Origin of the sequence: Pseudomonas sp. ADAK2 (genome assembly GCF_012935755.1) — a bacterium.
Taxonomy (GTDB): domain Bacteria; phylum Pseudomonadota; class Gammaproteobacteria; order Pseudomonadales; family Pseudomonadaceae; genus Aquipseudomonas.
The window spans coordinates 3,521,519-3,545,426 of the sequence record NZ_CP052862.1 but is presented as its reverse complement, the minus strand read 5'-3'; the positions used below and the strand labels follow the sequence as shown (position 1 = coordinate 3,545,426).

Annotated in this window: 19 protein-coding genes; 5 read left to right on the top strand and 14 right to left on the bottom strand. The window is 57.6% G+C overall.

What is annotated here, in order from left to right:
• The first annotated feature begins 382 nt into the window (after positions 1–382).
• A complete protein-coding gene (locus HKK52_RS16505) occupies positions 383–1,054 on the top strand; it encodes a histidine phosphatase family protein (RefSeq protein WP_169371700.1) in 672 nt (223 codons plus the stop codon).
• Between the two features lie 22 nt (positions 1,055–1,076).
• Positions 1,077–1,910: a phosphatase PAP2 family protein gene (locus HKK52_RS16500; protein ID WP_169371699.1), complete on the top strand. Its 834-nt coding sequence runs from the start codon at positions 1,077–1,079 to the stop codon at positions 1,908–1,910.
• Positions 1,911–2,126: 216 nt separating this feature from the next.
• Here the strand turns inward: HKK52_RS16500 and HKK52_RS16495 are convergent, their stop codons facing one another.
• The 6 genes from HKK52_RS16495 to HKK52_RS16470 all read right to left on the bottom strand — a co-directional run bounded on the left by HKK52_RS16495 (position 2,127) and on the right by HKK52_RS16470 (position 8,872).
• Complete coding sequence (locus tag HKK52_RS16495; RefSeq protein WP_169371698.1) at positions 2,127–3,566, bottom strand: ArnT family glycosyltransferase; 1,440 nt, start codon at positions 3,564–3,566, stop codon at positions 2,127–2,129.
• 81 nt (positions 3,567–3,647) lie between these two features.
• On the bottom strand, positions 3,648–4,235 hold the full coding sequence (rimJ, locus tag HKK52_RS16490; RefSeq protein WP_169371697.1) for a ribosomal protein S5-alanine N-acetyltransferase: 588 nt from the start codon (positions 4,233–4,235) through the stop codon (positions 3,648–3,650).
• A gap of 57 nt (positions 4,236–4,292) precedes the next feature.
• Positions 4,293–5,315 carry a sensor histidine kinase gene (locus HKK52_RS16485; protein ID WP_169371696.1) on the bottom strand — a complete coding sequence of 341 codons (1,023 nt, stop codon included), beginning with the start codon at positions 5,313–5,315 and terminating at the stop codon, positions 4,293–4,295.
• A gap of 9 nt (positions 5,316–5,324) precedes the next feature.
• Positions 5,325–6,785, bottom strand: a complete 1,461-nt coding sequence (locus HKK52_RS16480; RefSeq protein ID WP_169371695.1) for an ATPase domain-containing protein — start codon at positions 6,783–6,785, stop codon at positions 5,325–5,327.
• Positions 6,782–7,216 carry a hypothetical protein gene (locus HKK52_RS16475; RefSeq protein WP_237150786.1) on the bottom strand — a complete coding sequence of 145 codons (435 nt, stop codon included), beginning with the start codon at positions 7,214–7,216 and terminating at the stop codon, positions 6,782–6,784. Before HKK52_RS16475 ends, HKK52_RS16480 begins: the two co-directional genes overlap by 4 nt.
• A gap of 249 nt (positions 7,217–7,465) precedes the next feature.
• Positions 7,466–8,872 (bottom strand): DUF2252 domain-containing protein, encoded by a 1,407-nt coding sequence (locus tag HKK52_RS16470; RefSeq protein ID WP_169371694.1) that lies wholly within the window; start codon positions 8,870–8,872, stop codon positions 7,466–7,468.
• 205 nt (positions 8,873–9,077) lie between these two features.
• Between HKK52_RS16470 and HKK52_RS16465 the strand changes: the two genes are divergently transcribed.
• Together HKK52_RS16465 and HKK52_RS16460 are read left to right on the top strand one after the other, a co-directional pair.
• Entirely contained in the window at positions 9,078–9,329 is a 252-nt protein-coding gene (locus HKK52_RS16465; RefSeq protein WP_169371693.1) for a helix-turn-helix domain-containing protein, read from the top strand.
• On the top strand, positions 9,326–10,525 hold the full coding sequence (locus tag HKK52_RS16460; protein WP_169371692.1) for a type II toxin-antitoxin system HipA family toxin: 1,200 nt from the start codon (positions 9,326–9,328) through the stop codon (positions 10,523–10,525). Before HKK52_RS16465 ends, HKK52_RS16460 begins: the two co-directional genes overlap by 4 nt.
• A gap of 69 nt (positions 10,526–10,594) precedes the next feature.
• On the opposite strand, the gene HKK52_RS16455 is transcribed toward HKK52_RS16460, so the two are convergent.
• The 3 genes from HKK52_RS16455 to HKK52_RS16445 form a co-directional block, all read right to left on the bottom strand.
• A complete protein-coding gene (locus tag HKK52_RS16455; protein WP_169371691.1) occupies positions 10,595–10,963 on the bottom strand; it encodes a DUF6124 family protein in 369 nt (122 codons plus the stop codon).
• A gap of 209 nt (positions 10,964–11,172) precedes the next feature.
• Positions 11,173–11,634, bottom strand: a complete 462-nt coding sequence (locus HKK52_RS16450) for a cysteine hydrolase family protein (RefSeq protein WP_169371689.1) — start codon at positions 11,632–11,634, stop codon at positions 11,173–11,175.
• Between the two features lie 432 nt (positions 11,635–12,066).
• Positions 12,067–13,137, bottom strand: coding sequence for a hypothetical protein (locus HKK52_RS16445; RefSeq protein ID WP_169371688.1), 1,071 nt, complete (start codon positions 13,135–13,137; stop codon positions 12,067–12,069).
• Between the two features lie 171 nt (positions 13,138–13,308).
• Between HKK52_RS16445 and HKK52_RS16440 the strand changes: the two genes are divergently transcribed.
• Entirely contained in the window at positions 13,309–14,064 is a 756-nt protein-coding gene (locus HKK52_RS16440; RefSeq protein ID WP_169371686.1) for a hypothetical protein, read from the top strand.
• Between the two features lie 204 nt (positions 14,065–14,268).
• Here HKK52_RS16440 and HKK52_RS16435 read toward each other — a convergent pair whose 3' ends face one another.
• The 5 genes from HKK52_RS16435 to HKK52_RS16415 form a co-directional block, all read right to left on the bottom strand.
• Positions 14,269–14,970, bottom strand: coding sequence for a M48 family metallopeptidase (locus HKK52_RS16435; protein WP_149657669.1), 702 nt, complete (start codon positions 14,968–14,970; stop codon positions 14,269–14,271).
• The gene (locus tag HKK52_RS16430) at positions 14,967–18,293 is read right to left on the bottom strand and encodes a type I restriction endonuclease subunit R (protein ID WP_169371685.1); all 3,327 of its coding nucleotides are present in this window, start codon (positions 18,291–18,293) and stop codon (positions 14,967–14,969) included. The genes HKK52_RS16435 and HKK52_RS16430 overlap by 4 nt, the downstream gene beginning before the upstream one ends.
• 77 nt (positions 18,294–18,370) lie before the next feature.
• Positions 18,371–20,023 carry an ATP-binding protein gene (locus tag HKK52_RS16425; protein ID WP_169371684.1) on the bottom strand — a complete coding sequence of 551 codons (1,653 nt, stop codon included), beginning with the start codon at positions 20,021–20,023 and terminating at the stop codon, positions 18,371–18,373.
• Position 20,024: 1 nt separating this feature from the next.
• Entirely contained in the window at positions 20,025–21,308 is a 1,284-nt protein-coding gene (locus tag HKK52_RS16420; RefSeq protein ID WP_169371682.1) for a restriction endonuclease subunit S, read from the bottom strand.
• Positions 21,301–23,796 (bottom strand): type I restriction-modification system subunit M, encoded by a 2,496-nt coding sequence (locus HKK52_RS16415; RefSeq protein ID WP_169371681.1) that lies wholly within the window; start codon positions 23,794–23,796, stop codon positions 21,301–21,303. Before HKK52_RS16415 ends, HKK52_RS16420 begins: the two co-directional genes overlap by 8 nt.
• Positions 23,797–23,908: the final 112 nt, after the last annotated feature.

The following is a 23,908-nucleotide window of genomic DNA, read 5'->3' as shown; positions in this document are numbered from 1 at the left end:
CGATCAAGCCGCCCAGGCTCGTCCAGCCGGTGATGGCCAGGACGCAGGTCAGTGCCAGGACCAGGCCGAATCCCAGCCCCAGTTTCATATTCACGCTGATGTTGCCGAACCAGCTATTCATCACAATTCCTCCAGGAACGTTGCATTTCTCTATCGTCAGTTGGCTGGAAGATTGTTGTTTTTAGGTGCCAGCAAGGTGTGTTGCAGACCTGTATCGGCAGCAATCCCGAGAGCTGAAAGGATTTTGTCGGACAGAACCTGTAACAAGGTATTGGGTGGGTTTCAGCTTTTTTTCACATGGGTTTCACTCGCCGGGGACGCTTGCCTCTCTACCCTCGCGGCATCGAATGACAGGTGCGGCATGCCGGCGAGGCGGCTTGATGTGGAATTGAGACTGAGTCTATTCGGGATTAAACGCTCGATTGATCTGAGCCGTTTGGCCCGTTATCGCAACACATTGGTGGTGCTCGCCTCGGCGCTGTTGGTCATTCCGCTGACCTTCTGGCTGCTGTCGCCCGCCGCCGTGCCGGACCTGGCCCATGGCAACGTGGCCGGTGCCAAGGCGCTGATGTCCGGCTGGGCCAAGGGCGACATGATCGTGCTGGTGCGCCACGTCGAGCGCTGCGATCACTCCCGGGCGGCGTGCCTGAGCGGCAACGATGGCATCACCGATCGCTCCCGCGGCGTTGCGGTGGCCGTCGGTTCGCATTTCGAACGCCTGGGCCTGGCCAAGGCTGACATCTACAACAGCCCGATGGTGCGCACGGCGCAGACCGCCGGCTACATGTTCAATTCGGTCAGCGCCGGTGAAGACTGGTTGATCAGTTGCAAGGGCAGCATGCTGCGCGACGCCCTGGCGCACAAAGTGCCGGGCCGCAACCTGATCCTGGTGACCCACAGCGAGTGCATGACGGCACTGGAAAAAAGCATGAACGTGTCGACGTCCACCCTGGGTTACGGCGCCTCGCTGTTCGTGTCTACCGAAACACCGCAAGCGCCCACCATTCTCGGTTACATCGAAGCCTCTGACTGGCGTTCGGTGACGACTCGATAATTTCCCTGACTCAGGATTTACGATGCAGACGGCTTCCCCTTCCCGTTTTTACTGGGTGAACTTCGGTATTCCACTGGCCTGCGCGGCGGTAGTGTTCCTGATGTTCGACATGACCAAAATCGACATCGCCTTCAGCAATCTGTTGTTTGACCCGGTCGCCCAGATATTCCCGCTGGACAAGGTGCACTTCTTTGAAAAGCTCACCCACAAATGGGCGCGGATCATTCCGAACTGGACCGCTGAAATCGCGCTGATCGGGGCGATGCTGTCGTTTGTCTGGCCGCTGGTCCATCCACAGAAGCATCCACGACTCGGCGGTTTTCTGCAGCGTAGTAAAGCCGCCCCGGTGCTGCGCTTTGCCAACGAACATCGTCGGGACTTTCTGTTCGTGGTGTTCGCGTTTGCCATTTGCACCGGCGTGATCCATTTCCTCAAGGCCCACACCAGCGTGTATTGCCCGATTGAAACGACCCTCTACGGCGGCAAACTTGCCCACGTGGAGTGGTACAACAACTTCCAGCTGTTCAAGGAGGCGGGCGATGGTCGGTGCTGGCCGGGTGGGCATGCCTCGGGTGGCTTCACCATGCTCGCGTTGTACTTCGTGGCGCGCCGCTACCGCTGGCGCTTTTCGAAAGCCGTGCTGTGGGGCTCGTTGCTGCTTGGCTTCATCTACGGCACCGCGCGGGTCCTGCAGGGCTGGCACTACATGTCCCACACCTTCTGGGCCGGGATCTTTGTGTGGCTGGCGTGTTTGCTGACGGCGCTGGCGTTTTATGGCCGGGCGCGATTGGAGGTGCCGGTGTTGCAAAGGCATGAGCGGGCTGTTCGGGTTACGCAGCCGCAAACCGTCAGCTGACGACTGCCCTGAACGACAAAACCCGCCAGCCTCTGATTGAGGGTGGCGGATTTTTTGTTGTCTGGCTTAGGGGCTGGTGGTGGCTGGGAGATTGCTTTCGCGGGCAAGCCTCGCTCCTACAGGGGGCGAGGTCGATCATAAAAATTGTGTGCGACACAAACCCTGTAGGAGCAAGGCTTGCCCGCGAAGAACGATAACGCGGTCTATCTGACAGACTCACTCCCCGACAAAATAATACGGCTGCCGCCCAACCATCATGATCGTCAGCACCTTCAACGGCGCCACAGGCTCTCCCTCACCAGCCATGACCGCCACATTGCCCGGCGCGGCCTGCAAAAACTCATGCAACTGCGCCTCGGTGTCCAACCCCTTGAGCACGCGCTGGGTATAAAACACGCTGGCGCCGCCCACCCGCTCATCCGCCTGGAACAGCGCCACCTGCTGCCCGTTGGCCTGCAAGGTCTGGATTTGCTCAACCAAAGGCACAAACGACAGCTTGCGATCAGCGTGGGGCAGCAGCCATTGGGCGGTGATCAGGTAGCAGCCAATTACCACGGCCAACATCCCTGCGATCAAACCCTGGCGGTGATGGGCGATGCGGCCGATCAGGCCGGAGTTGCCTTCACGGGTTTTCAACTGTTCGTACAGCACCCGAGCATATTCAGCGGCGATAACGGCGGCGGCTGGCGCCAGGCACATCAGGTACACCGTGCGCTTGCTCGACGCCAGGGTCAGCATCAGGAACTGCGCCAGAATCCACACGCTAAAAAACAGCAAATACCGGTTGGCCATCAGGCTTTTGCGAAAGTGCCACAACCCCAGGTACACCAGAATGTTCCACGGCAGAAACGCCTGGGGCAGTTTGAGCAGGTAGTAATAGAACGGCTCGTAATGCCCGGCCTCGACGAAGGAACCGCTGAAGCGCCCGACACTGTTGGTCAGCAGCACTTCCGTGACAGCGTGAACGCCGCCGCGCTGATACAGCACGACGAGCCAGATCAGCAGCGGAATCAAACCCAGCAGCGTCAACAGGCCAGGACGCAGCCAATCGGCGATCTTCAGACGTTTGTCCATCAGGCTCTCCGCCAGCAGAAACGCGAAGATCACCACCCCCGGCATCGCCAGGCCCAGCACGCCTTTGCTCAGGGTGGCGATGCTGATCCCGGCGATAAACAGCAACCCGTTGCCGACGGTCGATTGCCGTTGCCCCTGGAAAAACGCCAACAGCGCCATGGTCACGCCGAAGGTGAGCAAGCCGTCTTCGCCGACGCCTCGGGTGTTGCTCCAGTAACTGGCCATGGTCGCCAACATGAACCCGGCAGTCCAGGCCACGGCTTTGGGCCGGCCGAACCGGCGCAGCATCGCGTAGAGCACCATCACACTGAACAACCCGGCAAACGCCGACGCCAGCCGCACTGCCCACGGCGTGCCGCCAAAGGCGCGGATCGCCCCGGCATCGAGCCACAGGCTCAGGGGTGGTTTCTCCAGGAAGGGTTCGCCGAACAGGCGCGGGGTCACCCAGTCGTTGTCGACGTGCATCTGCATGGCGATCCCGGCGACCCGGGCTTCGGTAGAGCCTTGCAGTTGATGATTGCCCAGAGCGAAGAAAAACAGCAGGACGGCCAGCAGAAACAGGGAAGAGGCGGCACGCGACATAGGCTTCTGTTACCGGACAAGGGAACGGGAAGCCCGAGCATACGGGGTGAATACTTAACGAATTGTGAACGGATATGACTATTACGCCAGCGGTCGGGACCAGCGCTGTTCCAGGGCTTCAAAGCGCTCGTTGATCAGCGCGGTCAGCACATGATCCTGCCAGCGCCCGGCGATGCTCAGGTAGGCCTTGGCGTAGCCCTCACGCTCAAATCCCAGGCGTTCGAGCAAGCGCGCACTGCGTTCATTGCCCGGGATGTAATTGGCCATGATCCGATGCAGTTGCTGTTCTTCGAACATGTAGCGGATGCCCGCTTCCAGCGCCTCTTGCATCAAGCCCTGGCCCTGATGGGCTTCGTCGATGTGGTAACCGAGATAACAGGCCTGGAATGCCCCGCGGGTGATGCCGCTGAAATTGCAGGCGCCGATCATCTGGCCGTTGTCCGGATCCAGCAGCGCGAAATGCACCGCCAGGCCGGCGGCAAAAGCGCTGGCTTGCACTTCAAGGCGCGGGCGGATGCGTTCAGGGCTGTGGTAATCGGCGGGACGGATCGGTGACCAGCGGGCGAGGTGCCTTTGATTGCGCCGGTAGAAGTCGCTTTCCAGTGTCGCCTGTTCAGGGTCGAGCACCGCCAGCGTCAGGCGTTTGCAGGGCAGGGACAACAGCGGCATAGGGCGCTCCGGTTCGCGGGGATCATCACGCAAGCATTACGTGGCGAGCGGAAAAACTCAAACCACCAGCGGCAATGTCACGATAAAAGTACTGCCCAAGCCATCGCCGTCGCTCATGCCAACCACCTTGCCGCCATGGGCTTCGACCAGTTCGCGAACCACCGTCAGGCCAATGCCCAGACCGGCGCCGTTGAAGCCGATGGCATGCACATCTTGCACAAACGGTTCGAAGATAAACGGCAAGGCCTGGGCGGAAATGCCGATGCCGTCATCGTAGATACTCATCTCCAGCACATCGGCTGTGGCCGTGACCGACAGCGTGACATGACCTCCGGCAGGGGTGTACTTGGCCGCGTTACCCAGAAGATTGCCGAGGATTTGCGTCAGGCGCACCGGGTCGCCGTCCACCGACAGCGCGCACGCGGGCAGTTCGGCGTTGAAGTGCAGGTGACGGGTGTTCATCACCGGGCTGCACACTTCGATGGCGCCCTGGATGATTTCCACCATGTCGACGATTTGGCGATCAAGGCGCAGCTTGCCGGTGCTGGCGCGGGATACGTCGAGCAAGTCGTCCACCAGCCGCGACATGTGCTGCACCTGGCTTTCGATCAGCGCCTGCATGCGTGGCAGCTCGGCGGCGGGCACCCGCACCAGGCGACCAGCGATCATGCTGATGGGCGTCAGCGGGTTGCGCAGTTCATGGGCGACCAAGGTGAGGATGTTGCGTTGCTGCGCCAGCGTGTGTTCCGCCGAGGCTTGCAGGTTTTGCGCGCTGAGGGCGGCGATCACCAATTGTGCATTGGCCTCGCGCATCTCCAGGAACAGCCGTTGCTCTTCTTTCGAGCGCTGGGGTTTTTCCGCATCGGTTTGCGCCAATAGCACCGCCAGCACCAATTGCTGATTGGCTTCGACCAGGTGCTCGATTTGCTGGGCATCCACCAGTCGATTGTTGGTGTCGTTCAGTTCTTTTTGCAGCGCCGTCAGCACCGCACGTGCTTCGACGGTTTTCTGGCCGAGCAGGAACAACTCACGCGCGGCGGTCGCCATCGCTTGTGCGTTCGTGCCAGTGGCCTCAGTCATGGTCCTTGTTTACACCTTGTCCTGGAGGGCGGGCCGACGGGTTGGCCGGCCGCCGAGCAAACCTTCCTGATCCGGCAACATCTCGCCGATCTGCAGGCCGTCATCGTCGATGCGGTACAGGCGCAGCTCATCGGAGTGTGCGCTGGCACGGACCTTGACCACGGCCATGATGCGCAGCAAGCGGCTCTGCACTTCGATGTAGCGCTGGACGATGATCGCGTCGGTGAGGAACGCCGTGCCGTAAGGGCTGAAACGCAGGTCGGTGTAACGGTCTTCCAGCTCCGAGGTCATCAATACGCTGACCCCGGCACTGGTCAGCGCGGTGACCATGCGCGACAGCGACTCGCGAAAATCCTCGCGGAAGGTCGGCGCCAGCGCCAGCTCGAAGCCCGACAGCGAATCGATCACCACGCGAGTGGCTTTGAGTCGGTCGATCTCGCTGAGCAGCAACTGGACGATTTCGTCGATGGACAGGTCCGGCGCGCGGCTGTCGACCAAACCGATCTGGCCGCTCTGGATAAGCCCGGCCAGCGTAGCGTTTTGCGAGTGATTGGGCCGTTGCTCGAACACCGCGATCACGCCGGTCTCGCCATTGCGCGCGCCTTCGGCGAGGAAGGTCGCGGCCAGAATGCTTTTGCCCGAACCCGATGGCCCGGCCACCAGCAACGAATAACCCCGGGGCAGACCGCCACCGAGCATGTCATCGAGCTGCGGCACGCCCATTTTCAGGCGTTTGATCGGGAACTCCAGCGGCGCTTCAATCGGGTTCAGTGGCGCGGGGGCGAAGACCTTGATCCCCGAGGTGGCGATGCGGAAGGTGTGCAGCCCCGGCAAGGTCGGCTGGCCGCGCATCTTCATGATTTCCATCTTGCGCACCATCGAGTTGCGCTCGACGCTTTGGCGCAGCCAGATCAGGCCATCGGCCACGGTGAAAATCGGGTTGGTGTCGGTTTCGGTGAAATATTCGCCAATCAGGAAGGTCGTCGCCTGCCAGGTGGTCATCAACATGCCCAGTTGCTGGATGAACTGCGGCAGGTTGTTGTTCGGGTTGTCTTCGGTCTGGCTGGCCAGCACCACGGAGCGGAACGAGTCGACAAACACCAGCGCCGGGGCGTGGGTTTCGACTTCGCTGACGATGCGGCGCAGGACCTGGTCCAGATCCCCGGCCAGGGTGTCGTCGGCCAGGTTAATGTAGCGGATCGACTGGTTGATCGCTTCGGCATCGAAAAAGTCGAATTGCTGCTGGTAGCGCAGCATCTTCAGCGGCGGCTCGCCCAGTACGGTAAAGAACAACGCCGGGCGTTCAGGCGTTGCCAGGGCAAACATCATCTGATGCGCCAGGGTGGTTTTGCCGCAGCCCGGAGGGCCGGCAATCATGTTGAACGAAAATTCCGGCAAACCTCCGCCCAGCACCTCGTCCAGTCCTGGCACGCCGGTGGCCAGACGGTTGATAGTTACTTTGGTGCTCATGGCGAATTTTCCTGCGAAGGGGTGTCGCTCAAAGAAGGTTCCCACATGCCACGAAGCAAACGTGCGGTGAGCGAAGGCCCGATCAGCGTAGTCAGTAACTCGTAAAACGTGGTCAGCAGCACTTCACCGAAAAACAGTGCATCGACTTCGCTTTGCTCGACGAGTACGGATTTGAGAGCAATCAGATCCAGCGCGGCCTGCACACTGTTATAGGTGCCGGCAAGACGCGGATGAGTGGAGGCGCAGAGGTGGAGGCTGCGACGATAGAGCGCGACAACCCCTTGCTGGCCGATGATGGGCGTGAGGGCTGCGTTCATATCCTGCAAGGTGGTAACGATCGCCTGGGCGATTCCTGCAGTGTCAGCGTTGGGACCAACACGGTGCGCCAGAGAAGCTACGATCTGGCGGCTCTCTTCGCTTAGCGTGGACATGGCTAACTGATATCTGATTGACCGGTGTTGATGGTACACCCTATGGAGGATGGGGAGTGATTTGCATCAAGGGATCGCCCAAAGCCCGGAAACCGGGCGCTCGCACACTTTTCGATCAATCGCCAGGCAAAAAAAAGCCCGCGGGAGGGCGGGCAAACCGTAGTTTCTTGAATGAGCGAGGGCACTGTACCGGTTGGCGCGGGGCGATTGGGTGAAGAAAAATTCATCTGCTAGGGCCCATCGCGCTGTTTATGGCAAATGATCCGCCGCAAAGTCCGCTTCAGAGCGCGCCTGCAAGCGGCCCTTGCGACAGGCCTTCTGAAACAGCTCGAAGTCTTGCTCATTCTGCCGGGTATAGTCTTTGGCATACTTGAGCAGCGCATCGGCCAACGCCTCGCTTTTGCCGATGTAACCGCTGATCTGCGCGGCGTGCCCTGACGATTTGGCGTGAGCCCGGGCCAGGGCGCGGCCACAGGTCCGTGCGTAGGCGGCGAAAGTTTCTGCATCGAACGTCTCGATTTCCGCCGAGACTTTCATGTCCCGCAGTTGGCGCACATAAAAGTGCCGACCACTGGGCCCGGTGGTCCAGCCGAGGAACAGATCGCTGGCCGATTGCATCAAGCGTTGGCCATTCACCACACGCTGACCCTCGTGCTGCACCCGCGGCCGGGTCTTGACGTAACCGGCGAGCACCGAGCGTCGCGCTTCCTTGAATTGCAGGAACAGCGGGTTCTCCTGTTCGTCAGTCAACAGCGCCACCAGGCAACGCGTGCCGACACTGCCCACGCCCACCACTTTGAACGCCATATCGTGGGCATGAAACCGCGACAACAGTTCACGTCGATCCGCTTGCAGGGTGCCTCGGTAGTCGCCCATGAACGTCTCGTAAAGCGGCTTCCAGTCGGAGAGACGCAGCCAGTCATCATCGGCATCCAGCAGCGTGGTGTTTTTATGCAGGTGGAAGATTTCCGGCAAGTCATCGCGAATCGTCAGACGGCCATGGGCGTCACGCTCACAGATTTTCGGCAGCAACTCGGCGTGGGTGCGTCGCTCGGCTTTCTCGAGGGCCCGCTCCACATGTTCCAGCGTGGCTTTGCTCGCTTGCTCCAGCAAATCGTCGTAGCGGATGGACTCGTACCAGGTCTCCATGGCGCTCTGTTCGGCGCACTCGACCATGGTTTTTTGATAGGCCGCGACCACCTGGCGGCAGACCTCTTCCTCGACTGTCTCGCCGTGCCGCAGGTCCTTCGCCGCTATCAGGAAACTCGCCACCAACCTCTTGAGGTCCCACTCCCAAGGCCCGGGGTGCGCTTCGTCGAAGTCATTGAGGCTGAACAGCAGATTACGTTCGGGCGTGGCGAAACCGCCGAAGTTCATCAAATGACTGTCGCCGCAAATGGGCGATATCAGCCCCATGCTGGACGTGCCAGCCAGGTCATGGGCCTGGAGCAGGGCGTTGCCACGATAAAACGTGAAAGGAGAGACCAGCATCCGGCCGTAGCGCAACTCGACCAGCGACTTTATACGGCCCTCGCTGGACGCCTTGATCAGTGGCAGCGGGTCGCGGTCGATGTTGCCGAGGGACGACTGGGTGTTGCGGGGGCAGGTCTTACGAGCATCCTTGCCTTGCTTCAGGCGGTTTTTGAGGGAGGTCATGGGGGCTCGACTAGTGGGTTTTTGGAGGCGGCGAGATGAGTGTAGAAGGGCGCTCGGGTTCAGGTGTTGTGTTCATGGGACAAAAAGCTTTGCTTTGAGAGGGTTGTATTGGTGTTGATTGGGGAATATTTAAATGACCCTCGCGGGGGCCGCACTTATGTTACGTATATGCTACATTTAGTTGTAAATGTCACGGTAACGGAACATGGACTACCACTTATTGATTTTGCGACTTGCTGCTCAGATACGCGAAAAGCGTATGAATCGCGGCCTGACGCAGGCAAATCTCGCCGAACTCGCCGGGCTGACTCGCCAAAAGGTCATTGCTGTGGAGAAGGGCAGTCCTTCCATAGGGATGATCGCCTACGCGCGAGTTTTGGGCGCTCTGGATTGTGAGCTGGCTGTCATCCCGGCAGCCATGCCGACACTTGAAGAGCTTGGAGATTTGTTCGAATGAAAATGACTTCTCTCAAAGTCAGCACGCCTGAGGGCAGCAGCGGCAGCATTCTGACAAGCCGCGAGGATTTCATTTTCCGCTATCACGACGATGCATTTCCCAACATGGCCATCAGCCTGTCGATGCCCGTTCGAGCTGACGAGTTTCGTCGCCGAGACCTGCACCCGATCTTTCAGATGAATCTGCCGGAAGGGTATGTGCTGGAACAATTGCGTAATCGTCTGGCTAAAACCGTAAACGTCGATCCGATGTTGCTGCTGGCTCTTTCTGGTAGCAGCTCGCCTATTGGCAGGGTTCAGGTGCGTTCCGAAGCGGTCGATGTTTTGCTTGGCGGACAGCGATTTCCAGGTGAAAAACTCGAAGAGATCCTGAGCTGGGATGGGACGGAAGATATCTTCGCCGGCCTTCTTGATCGCTACATCCTGCGGGCTGGTATTTCGGGTGTTCAGCCCAAGGTACTGGTGCCGGAGCAGCAGGAAACCGAGTTGCCAAGGGTGACCTCGAAAACCTCGGACTTAATCATAAAAAGTGGTCGGGACGAGTTCCCCGGACTGGCGATCAATGAGTTCCTGTGCATGTCCATCGCCAAGGACGCCGGCATTCCCGTGCCAGAGTTTTACCTCTCTGATAACACCAGGCTGTTTGTCATGCGTCGCTTTGACCGAGACGAGCAGCTCAATCCAATTGGCTTTGAAGACATGGCGGCGCTGATGGGGCTTTCGGCTGATCAGAAGTACAGCAAAAGTTATGCGGCAATTGCTAAAGCAATCCGGTTGTTTTGTCCGGCGCAGCATCATCGATCCTCGCTTGATCAACTCTTCGATAGCGTGGCCCTGAGTTGCATCATTGGAAACGGTGATGCTCATTTGAAGAATTTCGGTTTGCTCTATTCGGATCCTACGCAACGCGATGCGCGGCTGGCGCCGGCTTACGACATCGTCAATACCACGGCTTACATCCCCGAGGATGTTCTGGCATTGGATCTGGCGGGTAACAAGTCAATGTTTGCCTCGCGCCAAGGGCTACTGGAGTTCGCACAGAGTTGTGAGGTTGAACGACCCAAAGAACGTATTCAGCGGTTGCTTACTTCTCTTGAGCGAGTGCTTGAGCGTTATCCTCAGCATAGGGATCAGGCACCCCACGTAGTGAGTGCCATTCAACAGTCAGCTGCGCCCTTTGCTTTGACTTTTGGGTAGTTTTGATCCCAAAGCCGTGGAAGCGGCAGCAGTAAAAAAGGACGACCTCGGTGAGGCCGCCCACTCAGTTCAGACCGGTTTGATCCTGGATTCACGCGAGCTGATATTTTTCAGCGCTTGATTGACCAGCAACTCGGTCAAAACAGCCAGCCGCTGAATCGCCAATGCCTTGTTGCGATGGGGACCTTCGAGCTGAGCGACCAGATCGGTGGACATGGCCTTCACAGAGGCCAGGTTTTGACTGGCGTAAGCGAGCAGGGTAGGTGCGTCGATGTCCGGGTTAACAGCGAAAATACTTCCTGTTGGAACAGATCGTTTCGGGTCGCGCAGGCGAGCGCTGACGCGGCGTTCAATTTCTTCAGACATCTGGGTCAGATCGAGAGCGTCCGATATTGGAGGGTTCGGATTTTTAATCAAGGTCAGGCGGGGCTTTTTCATGGAAGAACTCCGGAAGGTTGGGGGTCCCTACGCTTTACGGCTTGTCAAAACCGTTCGCCGGGTTGCAACACAAATGGGAGGTTATCTACTCGGATCGTTACTCGATACTTCATGGAGTTCGACAGAACTCGAGGGAAATGTCCTAGGACGTGGTGAGTAGATCCCATCCTCAGTGGTGGAAAAGCAGCCCGATGGCAACTCGACGTTGACTACAACTCACTCGATTTCACCGTGTGCCCGAAATGATGCTCCCAAAGCCGCGCCCCTAACCCACCCGTCCGGTCCAGCGACGACCCCATCGTCAAATCCGTAATCAATGTCGGCTGCAACCCCGCATCGAACAACGCAAACCCCGCCGCCAGGCAACAGGTATCGGTTTGTAATCCACAGACCAATACCCGATCCACTTTCAGGCTTTTCAAATACTCGATGGTTTCCGGTGACGGCGCATAACCGTGTTTGATGAAAATGCGATCAGCCTGGATCAGGCTGTCGTCGTCCGGTGCCGGGTGCCAGCCGAGTTGTTTCTGGAACGGGGTTCTGGATTCGTCGTGGCGTTCGACGGTGGCGACGCTGGGCAAGGTGCCGATGAGTGTCTGGATGCCGTCGATGAGCCATTGGGGTGGGGCGAAACTGGGTTGGACGTCGATGATGAGGAGGGCTTGTTGCATTGGCTTCTCCGAGGGGGCGGCGGTGATGGTTTGTCATACCCCAGATGCAACAAAACCCGCGCTTGGCGGGTTTTGGTTTGCTTCGTTTGGTGGGCCGGGGTGAGCTGAAATGATTTGCTAAACCTATGAAAAATATGAAGTTGGTTAGTTGAGCTTTCTTCGTGGAATACTATTTGGAATGCGCTGCACAGGATTGAGGCGGAATGCTGAAGCGTGTTCCTCCTGAGTCAATTGCCAGGAGTCATTCCGCTGTGGCCAATCACGTGGTTGTCAGCCCCTTTTTCTTTCCTGTGTTGGATGAGGATAGGGTACAGGTATCAGCTTTAAATGAAGGGACCTAATTGGCTTTGATTACTCATCGTTAGCATCCGGGTACTAAGAGTACAGGTGCGTGGTTGAGCAGTATCTTGTACTTGTACCCTGCTCGGCGGACTATGTGGGCTTGAAAACGGCGAAAAATTCCTTGAAGCCCTTTGTGGTTAATGTGTTATGTATGCGTGGCAATCCTGTTTCATCTAAAGGGGCGGTTCCTTTGCCATTTCGGCTTCTCTCGTGCTGGAGTTGCTCTTGCAGTTTATCCACTGATAGCCAATAGTTGCATGTCTGCTGATCATGTGATCGATTGATGCTGAAGTATTTTCCGTCTCGCTCACCTGCGACTGGGTAATGATGAATGGACTCACTCAGCCAGTATAACTTGGAGTCCAATGTGGCTATCCATGTGTCCTGAAGCTTGCCATAAAAGAGCTCTTTGGAAAACTCCAGGGCGCCTTTTATGTATTTAAGGTCTTGAACGCCATTGAAGATATTTTTGAAGCGCTGCGCTGGCTTGTTGCTCCCACTCATGAAGTTGTTCTTGATGTCTTCGATTTTGGCGTTAAGCTCGTCGGAATAGTTGGGCTTTTTCTCACAGAAGCAGTACTTGGCAATTTCGGCTTCAACAGCACTGAGCATATCAATGTCATCACAGACACGGCTCATATATGTTTTGAATTTTTCAATGCCTGTCAAGTTCGGTTTCGTGGCGTTGATAATATGTATCTGCATGAGCGAAAAAAACGGCACGCTGTAGAGGTGCTGCTCTTCTATGCTGAGTTCTGAAAACTCATACGGTCGGGTTCTTTCCGCTTCATTTGGGGTGTTTCGTGTCGCGGTTGGATGATCGACCATCTGCGGGCAGAATATCGAAAGAAACAATTCATACATCTCAAAGCTTAGCTTCTTGAATTTCGGGTGGACCTCGTTAAGGGCAAGCCCAGGCGTTATGCACAGACTTTGTGGTGGGCAAGAATTTATGAAGTTTATAAGTCTAGTTAAGTCAAAATCGTTCGGGCTGTGGCGGCGAAGAATTACATCTTCCATTCTCACCAGAATGTTAAGGTCGAGAATCAAGGTCGTTTCTATGCCGTTCCGCTTGTTCTCGGCCACCATGCTTGGGGTGAGCCGCGGGGAACTGTCGGTTTTGCGGCAAGGCTTTATGAAATGTAGGGTATGTGTGGGCATTGTGATTTACCTAACTCCTATCTGATTAGACTGCGTCCTTAGATCGTGTGCTGCTTACTGCGTAGAGCCTGCATTGCCTGCTGGGGCAGCGTCAAGTAGATAGTCAGATATTGCTTCTAATGATCCTTTAGTGGTGATAAATTTATGCTACTAATCTATGGCGTGGGTTGTATGAAGAAAACTAGGCAGGAAAACGTAATTCAAGCTGCAATTACCGGTGCATTGGAAGCCTACTGCAGAGATAGTCGGACTTCGCTCAAAACCTTCCCCCCATATGCTGTCCAGCAAGGCGACGGAATGCGGCTGTATTGTGGTGATCTAGTCGCTATGTTGGAAAACGCTAAAATACTGCTTTTGGAAATTAAAGAGCTTAATTGTAAAAGCGGGGTTTTTGACCAGTTTGATGGCGAGCAATTCAAAAGCTGCCTTGCTTATGAGAAACTTGGCGTTCCCATTGCATATTCATATAATACTATATCTCTTCCTGATTATGATGATCGCTCGGATGTTGAGCGGTGGCCTGAGTTAATTTTGGGTAGGACGAAACGGGCAGTGCCGAGTAAGCTACCAAACAAAAAGCCAGATAAGTTAAATCATTCATCGCTGCTGGATTGGCTTCGTGATGATCAGGGCGGCGACATGACTGCGGGCTTTGGCCGGGTGCTCGGTGCGCTTGAGCGTCCGGAAACGCTAAAGAATGGTGCGTTGGTCCTTCTGTACGGCGTAGCTGAGCAAACGCTTGCAATGCTAGATCGTGAACAGGTTCTGCTCGTTTTGAACTATTTGGACAAGGAAAGTAAATTGCGTCCGGGTCATTATAAGAAGATAGAAAGTGTACTGGGTGCCGCAGCTGAGGTATTTAAAGGTTACATAAAGCCTATGATTAGTAGAGACAACTCTGGTGGGGCGACGCCAGGGCAGCCGTGAATTATTTTATTGATTTTCTGCAGGGTATGGTTGTTCAAAGAGTTCTAGGCGCGTGGTGATCCTAATGTCTGGCTCGAAGGTTAAATGCAGAAATTTATCCGATCGCTGGAATCCTGGTGCTTGTAAGCCATCCTCAGAGTCAAGTTGGTTGGTTCTGACCAGTACCTATGCCGCGGGTGCTGGTGAAATAGTCAGCCATGGTACTCAGAGGCCTTCAACATCAATTCCATGTTCTGCCAGCCATGTCTTGCGCTGTGCGTAGTCAGGCATGACGCGTTCAAGGCGGAGCCAAAATTCTGGGGTGTGATGTGGCTCTTGCAGGTGCACCATCTCATGCACAACCACATACTCCGCAATGGGCTTGGGCAGCAGGATTGTTTTCCAATGAAAATAGAGCTGTGCGCCCTTGCCACAGGAGCCCCAGCGATAGCCCAGATCCTGCACACGCACACCGCTGGGGGTCAGGTCCATTCGCGCTTGGTGGTTCTCGACTCGTAAGGCCAGCCAGCTGCGGGCATGTTCGCTATACCAACGGATGAAATGTTCGCGGGCTCGTGGCAGTTCGCTACGCAGCAGGCGGAAGCGACCAGCAGAAAGTTTTAGCGGCCCATCCTGCTCATCGACCAGTTTGAGGCGATAACTTCGCCCCAAGTACAGAAATCCCTCTCCGTCGACGTATTGCTTGATAGGGATTGAGCGCTGCAGGCGCTCCTTTTCGGCAAGACGCGAATAAATCCAGAAGCTTTTTTCCGCTACGAATTGACGCAGCGCTTGCTCCTTCACCTCTGGCGGAGCGGACAGGATAAGGGCGCCGTCACGCTCGACAGTGATCTCTAGCGTCTTACGCCGCGCGCTGCGGCGCAGTGTGAATTGTAGGTCATTGATGGTGAGCGTTTCGTTGCTCACAGCTGCATCAACCGTTCATGGCTGGCTCTGGCCTGATCCATCAAACGGTCAGACAGCACCCCCGCCGTATCGCTATCCACCAAGGGTGGACGCAGTCTCATCAAGTAATCAAATAGCTGTCCGGCCAGCTCCTCCTGTGCCGCTCGCTTGCGCGGGCTCCAGATATCGCGGTGGCTCTGGAGTTCGCCCACGAACAGATCGACCAGTTCCACTGTGACATCCTTCAAACGCAGCAGATCGGCGGGCTGTGGAGTGGCGTCGGCACACAGCACATCCAGGAGGGTGCGAAGGAAGGGGGCATAGTGTTCGGGCAAATCCAGAGGGCTGTAGTCATCGCTCATTTGACCGCTGCGCAGCTCGTTTATGATCTTTTGCATCTGCTCAACCAATTGATCCCACTGCTCGCCCAGCGACTTGAGCAACTCGTTCAGGCGTTCGGACAGCTTGCGATAGAGCACCGGATCTTCATCAGTATGCTTGCGCACATGCGAGCGAATGGCGTGCTCCATCTCTGATGCCTTGGCGCGGTCGTTGACGCTTCGCGACAACTGTTTCTCGAAGTCTGCATCGGTGAGCTGGATCGGCGGAATCTTCGGGTCGATGCCCAGTGAGATAACATGATCGTCGATCAGTTTGCGCACCTTGGCACCGACATCCTTGCCCAATTGCGGCAGGTCCTTGTAGCGCCCACGTGCCCGCGCGTGGATATAGGCCAGGCGCTTGGCATCCTTGACGAAGGGCAGGCCCTCGGGGCGTGGCAGCACAGTGTCCAATGAGTTGAGGAACGCTTTGAGTTTTACCGCAAATTCGGCGCGCACCTTTTCCGACTCCAGTGCGGCAATGCAGGTTTCGGCATCTTCCAGCGACTCGATGCCCTGGCGACGCAGCACATCCACTACACGAAGATGACGATCGCGCAGCACCGGCACCTCGTCCTTGATGCTGCTCAGCGCACCTTCGATATCCTCGTCGGCATAGGCTGCCAGCGCTTCGCGCAGGTGGTTGGCGACCCCGTAGTAATCGACCACGATACCGCAGCGCTTGCCGAAACCAGTACGGTTGACCCGCGCAATGGCTTGCAGCAGCTCGGCTTCCTTGATTGGCCGGTCAAGGTACATGACCCCTTCGATGGGGGCGTCAAAGCCGGTGAGCAACATAGACTTAACGATCAGGAAAGCCAACGGGTCGGTCTTGCCTGGCTGCTCATGATTCAGGGGCTTCTTGAAACGCTGGATCAGCAGCTCGTGCTTGCTGCCATCCGTCCAGGTTTTCCACTCGGCCGGATCGTTATTTGAGCCGGAAATAATCGGTGCGAATTCCAGGCTGCGTAGCCTGTCGCGATAGCGCCACGCCTGCACGCGCGCCTGCAGCTTGGGTGGACGCTGGCACAGTGCTTCATCGTCGAGGTCCTTGTCGGCTGCTGGCAACGCTTCGGCCTCGGCCAACAACTGATCGCGGGCGGCCTGCAGTGCGTGGAAATAGCGGATTGCCGCAATCCGGCTATAGGCTACCACCTGCGCCTTGTAGCCATTGGGCAGGATATTGGTGACGTAATGTCTGAGGATGTCGCGCGCCTTATCTGCAATCAGCGCGGGGGCATCAAAGATATGGCCTTTGGTGGCGTATTTTTTCTTGATCAGCTCCAGCTCGTCCTGACTGTGCTCGCGGAACAAATCCTCGAACAGTTCATCCAGGCTCGCTCCATCTTTTAATGCGCCCTGGGCAGTGCGTCCTTCGTAAAGCACCGGCACTGTAGCGCCATCTGCCTCGGCTTCCTTGATGGTGTATTTGTCGATGAACGCGCCGAAAATTTCGTGGGTGCGTTTCTTATCGCCCATGATGATCGGTGTACCGGTAAAGCCGATGCGCACGCAGTTGGGTAGGCCCGCCAGCAGGTTTGCCTGCAGATCGCCGGCCTGGGTGCGGTGCGCCTCATCGATCAATACCAGAATGCTCTCGTCGTGGTTGAGCACCTCGAATGGTTTGCTTACCAGGTAGGGCGCGCGCTTTTCTGCGGCTTTGAGGGGTGCAGTAGCTTGCGTAGGGATCGACGCCTCCCCATCTTCTTCCTGTTCGGGATTGCGATACTTCTGGATGGTGGCGAATACCAAGCCGGGGCCCTGGCGACGTGCCAAGGCTTTAACACCCTCGATATTGGAGGCCACCTCCGGCAGTTCACCGCTCAGCGTGGCGGTGGCGGAAAGCTGGTTTTGCAGGTCTTTACGGTCAGTGACCACGATGATTTTGAAGCGGCGCAGTTGTGTATCCGTGCGCATCTTGCGCACCAGAAATACCATGGTCAGGCTCTTGCCTGAGCCTTGAGTGTGCCAAACGATGCCGCCGCGCTGGTCGCTCTCGCCGTGCTCAAGGCGTGTCTGCCCGCGTTTCATGCGGATCACCGTGCGGTTCACCGCGCGGTACTGCTGGTAGCGGCAGACCGTCTTGATGGTCTGCCCGCCAACCGGCATGAACAGCATGAAATGCCGGATCAGATCGAGCAGGTGGGCCGGCGTCAGCATGCCTGCCACCAGGCGCTCCTGCTCGGACAGTTTGGCTTTGCCCAACTGCTCGGCTACTGACTGCTCGCTGCCGCTACCCTCCGGGCCGACCACGGTTTTCCATTGGGAGAAATGCCCGAAGCCGGCCCCAATGCAGCCCACCCGTGCTTCGTCGTAGCTACTGGCGACCAACAGCTGCACGCTAGCGAACAGTGTTTCGTTGCCCTCGTTGTCCTCGACTTCGAAGGCCGCCTTGCGCTGGTTGCTGTAGCGGCGCAATTGATCGACAGCTTCGGCCAGCGGTTCTGGGATGGATGGGCTCTTGCATTCCACCACCACCAGTGGGATGCCGTTCACCAGCAACACCAGATCCGGGACGATAAATTTCTTGCCGCTGTTGTACCCCGGTGGGCAATCCACTCGGAACTGGTTGATCACGCGGAAGTGGTTATTGGCCGGGTTGGCCCAATCGATGTACTGGATGGTCTGACCACGTCCGCCTTCCCAGCCCTGAAGGCCATCGACCGTGATGCCTTTGAGCAGCAGCTCAGTGACTGTCTGGTTGGCTTCCATCAGCTTGCCGGCGCCCACGCGGGTAATGGCCGCCAGTGCTTCGGCAATGCGCTGCTCATCCAGCCAGGGCTGACCGTCGCGCAGGTTGATGGCAAGCAAGCGTTCGGCCAGTGCAGCTCGCTGAATCACTTCACTGAAACTGCTGCGACCAGTGATGGCCGGGTCGTCGAGGCTGCCCTCGATATGCTTCCAGTTCAGCCCCTGTAACTGAGCCACAAAGGGTTTTTCGACGTCATCCAATTCCCAGCCCACGGTTACTCCTTTAATCCAGTTCAGGCGTGTATGGGCTCATACAGGCTCATAGCGGCTCATAGCGGCTCATAGAATTTTTAGCCGAGCTTATAGACCGACCAGCGTCGTTCACCTTGCTGTATCAGTGTGCCCTTGTCTTTCATGCGCTTGAGCAGTTTTGCCGCTTGATCAGGCGAGAGCCGACAAAGATCCATTACTTCAGCGCGCTGAATCTGCCCATGCTGCTGCACGTAGTTCAACACCATCTGCTCATGTTGAATGGGTGTGAAGCCTGCCTGGCGGGTATAACCGGCCTTGTCGCCCACGGCCTGGTACAGACTGGCTGACAGAGTGTAGCTGCGCCCTCGGGTAGAACCGTGGGCCTCGACCAAGCCGGCTTCGGTCAGGGCTTCCAGGGTGCGTTTGGCACTGGCGGTGTCGCGCTGGATCTGTACGGCCAGTTCGTCGGCCGTGACGCGCTTGGTCTCACGCAGGGCGGCCAGGGCGATCAGGCTGTCGATGGGCAGCTCGGCGTTGGTGGCGCGCTCGTGCTCGACTACTAGGCGGCGGAAGTCAAGGTCGGCCTCTGCGGTGGGTAAGCGCAGCACCACGCTCTGCGCGGTGGTGTAACTGTAGTCCGGGGCCGGCCGGCCGAATTTGAGCATGCCGCGGAAAATCTTGTCCACGCCTCGGCCGGAGCGTTCGACTACGCCGACGCGCTTCATGGCGTCGGCCAGGGCCGGGTTGCGCGGGCGCGGTTCGGTCACCAGCAGGTTGGCCAGGGTCACGCCATCGACTAAGCCACCGGGGTTGCTGACCACCAGGGCATCGTCTTCAAGACGCACATGCACCGCGCCCCGGCCGTGGTAGTCACGGTGGACCAGGGCATTGGCCACGGCTTCTCGGAAGGCGCCGAGGTCCACCTTGGGCACCGGCACGCGGAACAGGCCGACCTGCAGTTCTTCCTCGGGGTTGTAGGGACGGAAGTTGGTTTCCAGCCAGTCCAGTGCCTTGAGCAATGGGAAGCGGCGAAACTCATTGAAGCGCACTGCCTGCTGGGCCAGCACCTGGAAAGCGAACTCGTGGGTGGGCACCAGTTGGCGCAGGGAGGTTTCCCGGCCGATCAGTAGCAGGCCGGTAAGGGTCGGCACGCGTATACCGTCCGGCTGGCGCGCAGTGAGCAGCAGTGCGCCGTCCAGGGCTTCGTCGTCCAGTTCCAGCAGCACGCGGTCGCCGCCGTATTGCTGCACCGCCTGGCGCAGGCGCTCACGCTCCAATGGGTCGAGGTCGGCCAAGGTGGCACCGGCCACCGGCTGGGCGGAGACATCGAGCAGGCCAAAGCTGCTTGCGCGGCTGCTGCGCTCATGGGGCAGCATGGCTATGCATTCGGGCGTGCCGTCGTGCTTCAAGCGGCGGCGTAGATAGACGCCGCTGGTGGTGGCCACTTCGCTCTGGGCTTTGGGCACATGGATGTGCGCTACGGTCACGCCATCCAGGTCGATCGCCTCGGCCTGTACGTTCAGCGAAGGCGAGGTGCGCGCTGCGACCATGCCAGACAATCCCTCTAGCAGGCGGTGCTCGGCATGCAGGCCGGTAGGCGTGCCGTCGTCCTCGACGCCCAGCCATAGCTCGCCGCCCTCTGCATTGGCCAGGCAGACAAGTGCCTCAATTAGCTCGCGGTCGGGAAGCTTGCTGCGATCGCTTTTGAACTCGACGGTGAGGGATTCGCGAGGTGGCAGGCGCTGTGGCATATCAGGCTTCCGTTTGTGCAGCAGCTTGCTGCATAGATTCCAGTAGCGGGGTGACACGGACGCGGCCGGATAGCAGGTCGTCCATAAGACCTACTTTGACCGCCCGTAGTACCTCTAGTCCCTGCAGCTCGCTTTGCAGTTGAGCATTAAGTGTCTTTGTGCGACAGAGGATAACTTTCTGCTCGTTAGTTTTCGGAATTGCGACTTTCAAGCTCGTCACGATAGAAGAGCTGATTTTTACCATGCTCTCAGACGTCCCAGATGCGGCTGCTTGGACTTGTCGACGCACTTTGCTTGACTGCAAGACCAACTCTAGGAACTCGGCAGTGGTCTCCTCGGAAGGCAGCAGTCGCATCATCAAGTCCGGATAAGTGCAAGGCGTACCCACATCGCGATATACCCCCACGAGACCAACCAATTGCCTTGTGTTGGCTCGGCTGACGAGAAGGTCTCCCTCGTTCAACCGCGCCCTATCTAACCCTTTATCTGCAGCAGGCGCAGGTTTGAGCTGGGTGGGTAAAAATCCTTCCTTAGTGAGGCAACCCAATCCGAGCATCTGAATTCCTGTCCACTCTCCTGCCTCCTTTGGGGAGTAACCGTTCTTGGGCTTTCCAATCAGCCAGCGCCCAAGTATGTCCCAGTTCCACTCTCTAGGAATCCATCCCAACGGCGATTCCTTGTAGAGCTCTGGAGCTTGGCTCTGTGGCGGGCGCAGTTGGCCGTTGGAGTCGATGCCACGGGTTAGTAGGTCCTGCAGTAGGCCCTGTGTAACGGCCTTGAGCTTGTCGATCAGCGCCTCGGTTTCGCGGATTGCGGTGTCGAGGGTATTGAGGATTTGGGCAATACGCTCCTGAGTGGGAAAGTCAAAAGGCGGCTCCTCTATCGCATAGATATCCTTCGTCGACAGATGCCGGACTGTCGTTTGCGGGGTTCTACGATGGATTTCCGCGATTTTTGGCTTCAGGTACCAATACAAAAAGCTTTGATGAATTTCTTTGCTAGTCGATGATATTTTGCATACACGCTGGTTGAGCAGTGCATCTTCACCTGCCCATCGATGCACCTCAAAATCGCCATCCATGCCCACCAACAGGTCGCCTTTGGATACGCGATATGCAGGGTCATACATGCCTCGGAATCGAACCTCAGTGGAGCTGCCACCAAGGTCACGAATCCGAATCAGCGGCAAACCAACAAGCTGATTGAAGCCGCTAGACGGAAAGGCAAAGCCAGATAAGACCTCAATCTTTTCTTTGAGTAATGGAGCCTTACCGAGCTCAGACATACCCCAACTCCTTCAAGAACACCTGTAACGCCCCTGCCGCCATATCGCGCTTGTGCTCGATCTCGTTTAGCGTCACCCAGTACTTGTCCCACCAGTTCTCGAAGGCGGCGACGATTTGCTTGCGCTGTGAGGTGATGTAGCGCTCGACGATGGCCTGCATATCGTCATGCAGGATGGTTAGCAGCAGTTCGGCGGCCTGTGGCTCGCTCAACACTTCAACGGCTTGATCCAGTTGCCTGGCGAAGTTTACGTGTTGGGTTTTGAGCTGCTTCTTTACCTTTGTTAGGTCGGCCTTCCAGAGTTTGATCTGGGCTTCGTCGGTGGGATTTCCCTCGTCATCGGCATCCGACTCGCTGTCAGCCTCGTCCGAACCCTCCTCCATGGTTGGGGCGACGGCCTTGAGCTTGCTGTCTAGTTCGGTCTTTTTTGCTTCCAGTTCGGCCAACTCGGCAACGAAATCACCGAGCAGAAACTTCACCAACTTGTGCTCCAGTGGGCTTTGCTTACTAGCCTTGTCTTCAAGGGCGGTGCTGATGCTGGTGCGCCAAGCATCGATCACGCCTAGGCTGCCGCGCGCCATCAGGCCGAGAAAGTCATATTTGCTCTGGTACCAGAAGCCCGCGACGATGCCCCGGACTTGGAAAGGGTCGAGCAGGCCGACGCCTTCCAGCGTCTGGCTAAAGCTGGCCAGCAGTTCGCCGCGCAATTCAACCAGCGCGGCGCTGTTCTCCTGCTTCCCTGCCAATGCGGTGATACGCGGGCTGTGTTCGTGCCACCAGCGCTCGAATGCCTTACGGAGGGCGGCTTCCTTGCCCTGCAGGCGTGCATTGCTTTCAATGGCCGGCTTGAGGTCGGTGCGGCGGGTCAGCTTGTTGTGAAAATCGAAATACTGTGCGTCGCGCGCCACGAAGAGGTCTTGTGGGTCGAGGCCGTGGGCGGCAAAAAGCTGAGCTTTCGCTTCGACTTCGGCCTTGGGCACTCCGCCCAGCAGGTGAGCACGCACATCATGCGACTCGGGCAGCGGTGCGTTATCCACATAGCGGCGGATATTGAGGTTGTAGTCGTTGTCGCGCAGTGCTGTGATATTAACCACGTCGCTGAGACCGTCGATCCGGCGAAATTCGTCGAAGGCGGTAGTGATCTTTTCGATGTGCTCGGGCAGCAGGTAGTTCTGTGCACGGCCCTCGAAGTACTCGCGGTCGGCGTTGATAAACAGCACCTTGCCCTGGCGCTCGGCAGGCTTGGCGCTGACACGGTTGGCGCCTTCCTGCTTTTGTTGGCGCAGGATAAGGATGCAGGCGGGAATACCGGTGCCATAGAACAGGTTGGCCGGCAGGCCGATCACGGCTTCGAGCAGGTCGTTCTCGATAATGCTAGCGCGGATGCTGCGTTCCTCACCGCTCCGGAAAAGCACACCATGAGGCAGTACGGTGGCAATCATGCCCTCGTCGCGGGTCACGGCGAGCATGTGCTGCAGGAACATCAGGTCGGCCTTTTTCGATCCCAGCGGCACCTCGCCGAAGCAGAAGCGTTGTTCGCGGAATGTCGGGTTCCAGGCCAGGCTGCCATCCGGGCTTTTCTCGGTATGGCCCCAGTTGATGGAGAATGGCGGATTGGTGAGTATGCGGTCGAAGCGACGTAGTTCGCCGCCCTCGATATGCCGAGGGTCAGCCAGGGTATCTTCGTTCTCCAGCCAAGCGTTGCTAATGCCGTGCAACAGCATATTCATCTGCGCGATGGACCAGACGGTGCCGTTGAATTCCTGGCCAAACAGGTTGGCCTTTCGGCCGTCCTCGCCGTGCTCGTCGATATATTCCTTGGCAGCAATCAACATGCCGCCGGAGCCGCAGCAGGGGTCGTACACATCGTGTGCCAGAGTCGGCTTGAGCAAGTGCACCATTAGCCGCACTACCGAGCGCGGAGTATAGAACTCGCCACCTTTCTTGCCGGCTGAGTCAGCGAATTCCGCGATCAGGTACTCGTAGGCTGCACCGAGCAGGTCGGGGAATTCGAAATCGCTGTTACGCAGGCGCACTTCACCGAAGTGGGTGATGAGTTGGCGCAGCTTCTGATCGGGAATCTTGCTCTGGCCGACCTTGCGAGTGAAGTCAATGTGCTCCAGCACCCCCTCCAGGGATACGTTATTTTCCTCAATGCCGCTCAGCGCCTTGTTAAGCAAGTTGCCGACATTGATGTGCGCTTCGTTGAGCAAATAGTGGAAGCGTGAATGGCTGGGCACCCAAAAATTGCCATCGCGCTTGTACCAGCGCGGATTTTCCGCCGTGACAAAGGCCTCGGCCTTGCTCTTGCCGGCGTTTATTTCATCGGCAACGACCTGCTCATAGCGCTCCTCGAATACGTCGGAGCAGCGCTTGAGGAACAGCATGCCAAAAATGTATTCCTTAAACTCCGAGGCATCCATCTTTCCGCGCAGAATATCGGCAGCCTTGAACAGATGACGTTCCAGTTGTTGCAGCGTGAGGGGCATTGCGGAATCTCTAGTGGGCACTCAGGGAGCGGAGGCCGATCCTGATGGTAATAAATGCCGGGGATTGTATCCCAATCCACGCTCGGCACTGAGCAGTCTCGGTTGCAGGGGG

Coding starts and splice junctions, on each gene's coding strand:
- HKK52_RS16500 (WP_169371699.1), top strand. CDS start 1,077: ATGCAGACGGCTTCCCCTTCCCGTTTTTACTGGGTGAACTTCGGTATT.
- HKK52_RS16495 (WP_169371698.1), bottom strand. CDS start 3,566: ATGTCGCGTGCCGCCTCTTCCCTGTTTCTGCTGGCCGTCCTGCTGTTT.
- rimJ (WP_169371697.1), bottom strand. CDS start 4,235: ATGCCGCTGTTGTCCCTGCCCTGCAAACGCCTGACGCTGGCGGTGCTC.
- HKK52_RS16485 (WP_169371696.1), bottom strand. CDS start 5,315: ATGACTGAGGCCACTGGCACGAACGCACAAGCGATGGCGACCGCCGCG.
- HKK52_RS16480 (WP_169371695.1), bottom strand. CDS start 6,785: ATGAGCACCAAAGTAACTATCAACCGTCTGGCCACCGGCGTGCCAGGA.
- HKK52_RS16475 (WP_237150786.1), bottom strand. CDS start 7,216: ATGTCCACGCTAAGCGAAGAGAGCCGCCAGATCGTAGCTTCTCTGGCG.
- HKK52_RS16470 (WP_169371694.1), bottom strand. CDS start 8,872: ATGACCTCCCTCAAAAACCGCCTGAAGCAAGGCAAGGATGCTCGTAAG.
- HKK52_RS16465 (WP_169371693.1), top strand. CDS start 9,078: ATGGACTACCACTTATTGATTTTGCGACTTGCTGCTCAGATACGCGAA.
- HKK52_RS16460 (WP_169371692.1), top strand. CDS start 9,326: ATGAAAATGACTTCTCTCAAAGTCAGCACGCCTGAGGGCAGCAGCGGC.
- HKK52_RS16455 (WP_169371691.1), bottom strand. CDS start 10,963: ATGAAAAAGCCCCGCCTGACCTTGATTAAAAATCCGAACCCTCCAATA.
- HKK52_RS16450 (WP_169371689.1), bottom strand. CDS start 11,634: ATGCAACAAGCCCTCCTCATCATCGACGTCCAACCCAGTTTCGCCCCA.
- HKK52_RS16445 (WP_169371688.1), bottom strand. CDS start 13,137: ATGCCCACACATACCCTACATTTCATAAAGCCTTGCCGCAAAACCGAC.
- HKK52_RS16440 (WP_169371686.1), top strand. CDS start 13,309: ATGAAGAAAACTAGGCAGGAAAACGTAATTCAAGCTGCAATTACCGGT.
- HKK52_RS16425 (WP_169371684.1), bottom strand. CDS start 20,023: ATGCCACAGCGCCTGCCACCTCGCGAATCCCTCACCGTCGAGTTCAAA.
- HKK52_RS16420 (WP_169371682.1), bottom strand. CDS start 21,308: ATGTCTGAGCTCGGTAAGGCTCCATTACTCAAAGAAAAGATTGAGGTC.
- HKK52_RS16415 (WP_169371681.1), bottom strand. CDS start 23,796: ATGCCCCTCACGCTGCAACAACTGGAACGTCATCTGTTCAAGGCTGCC.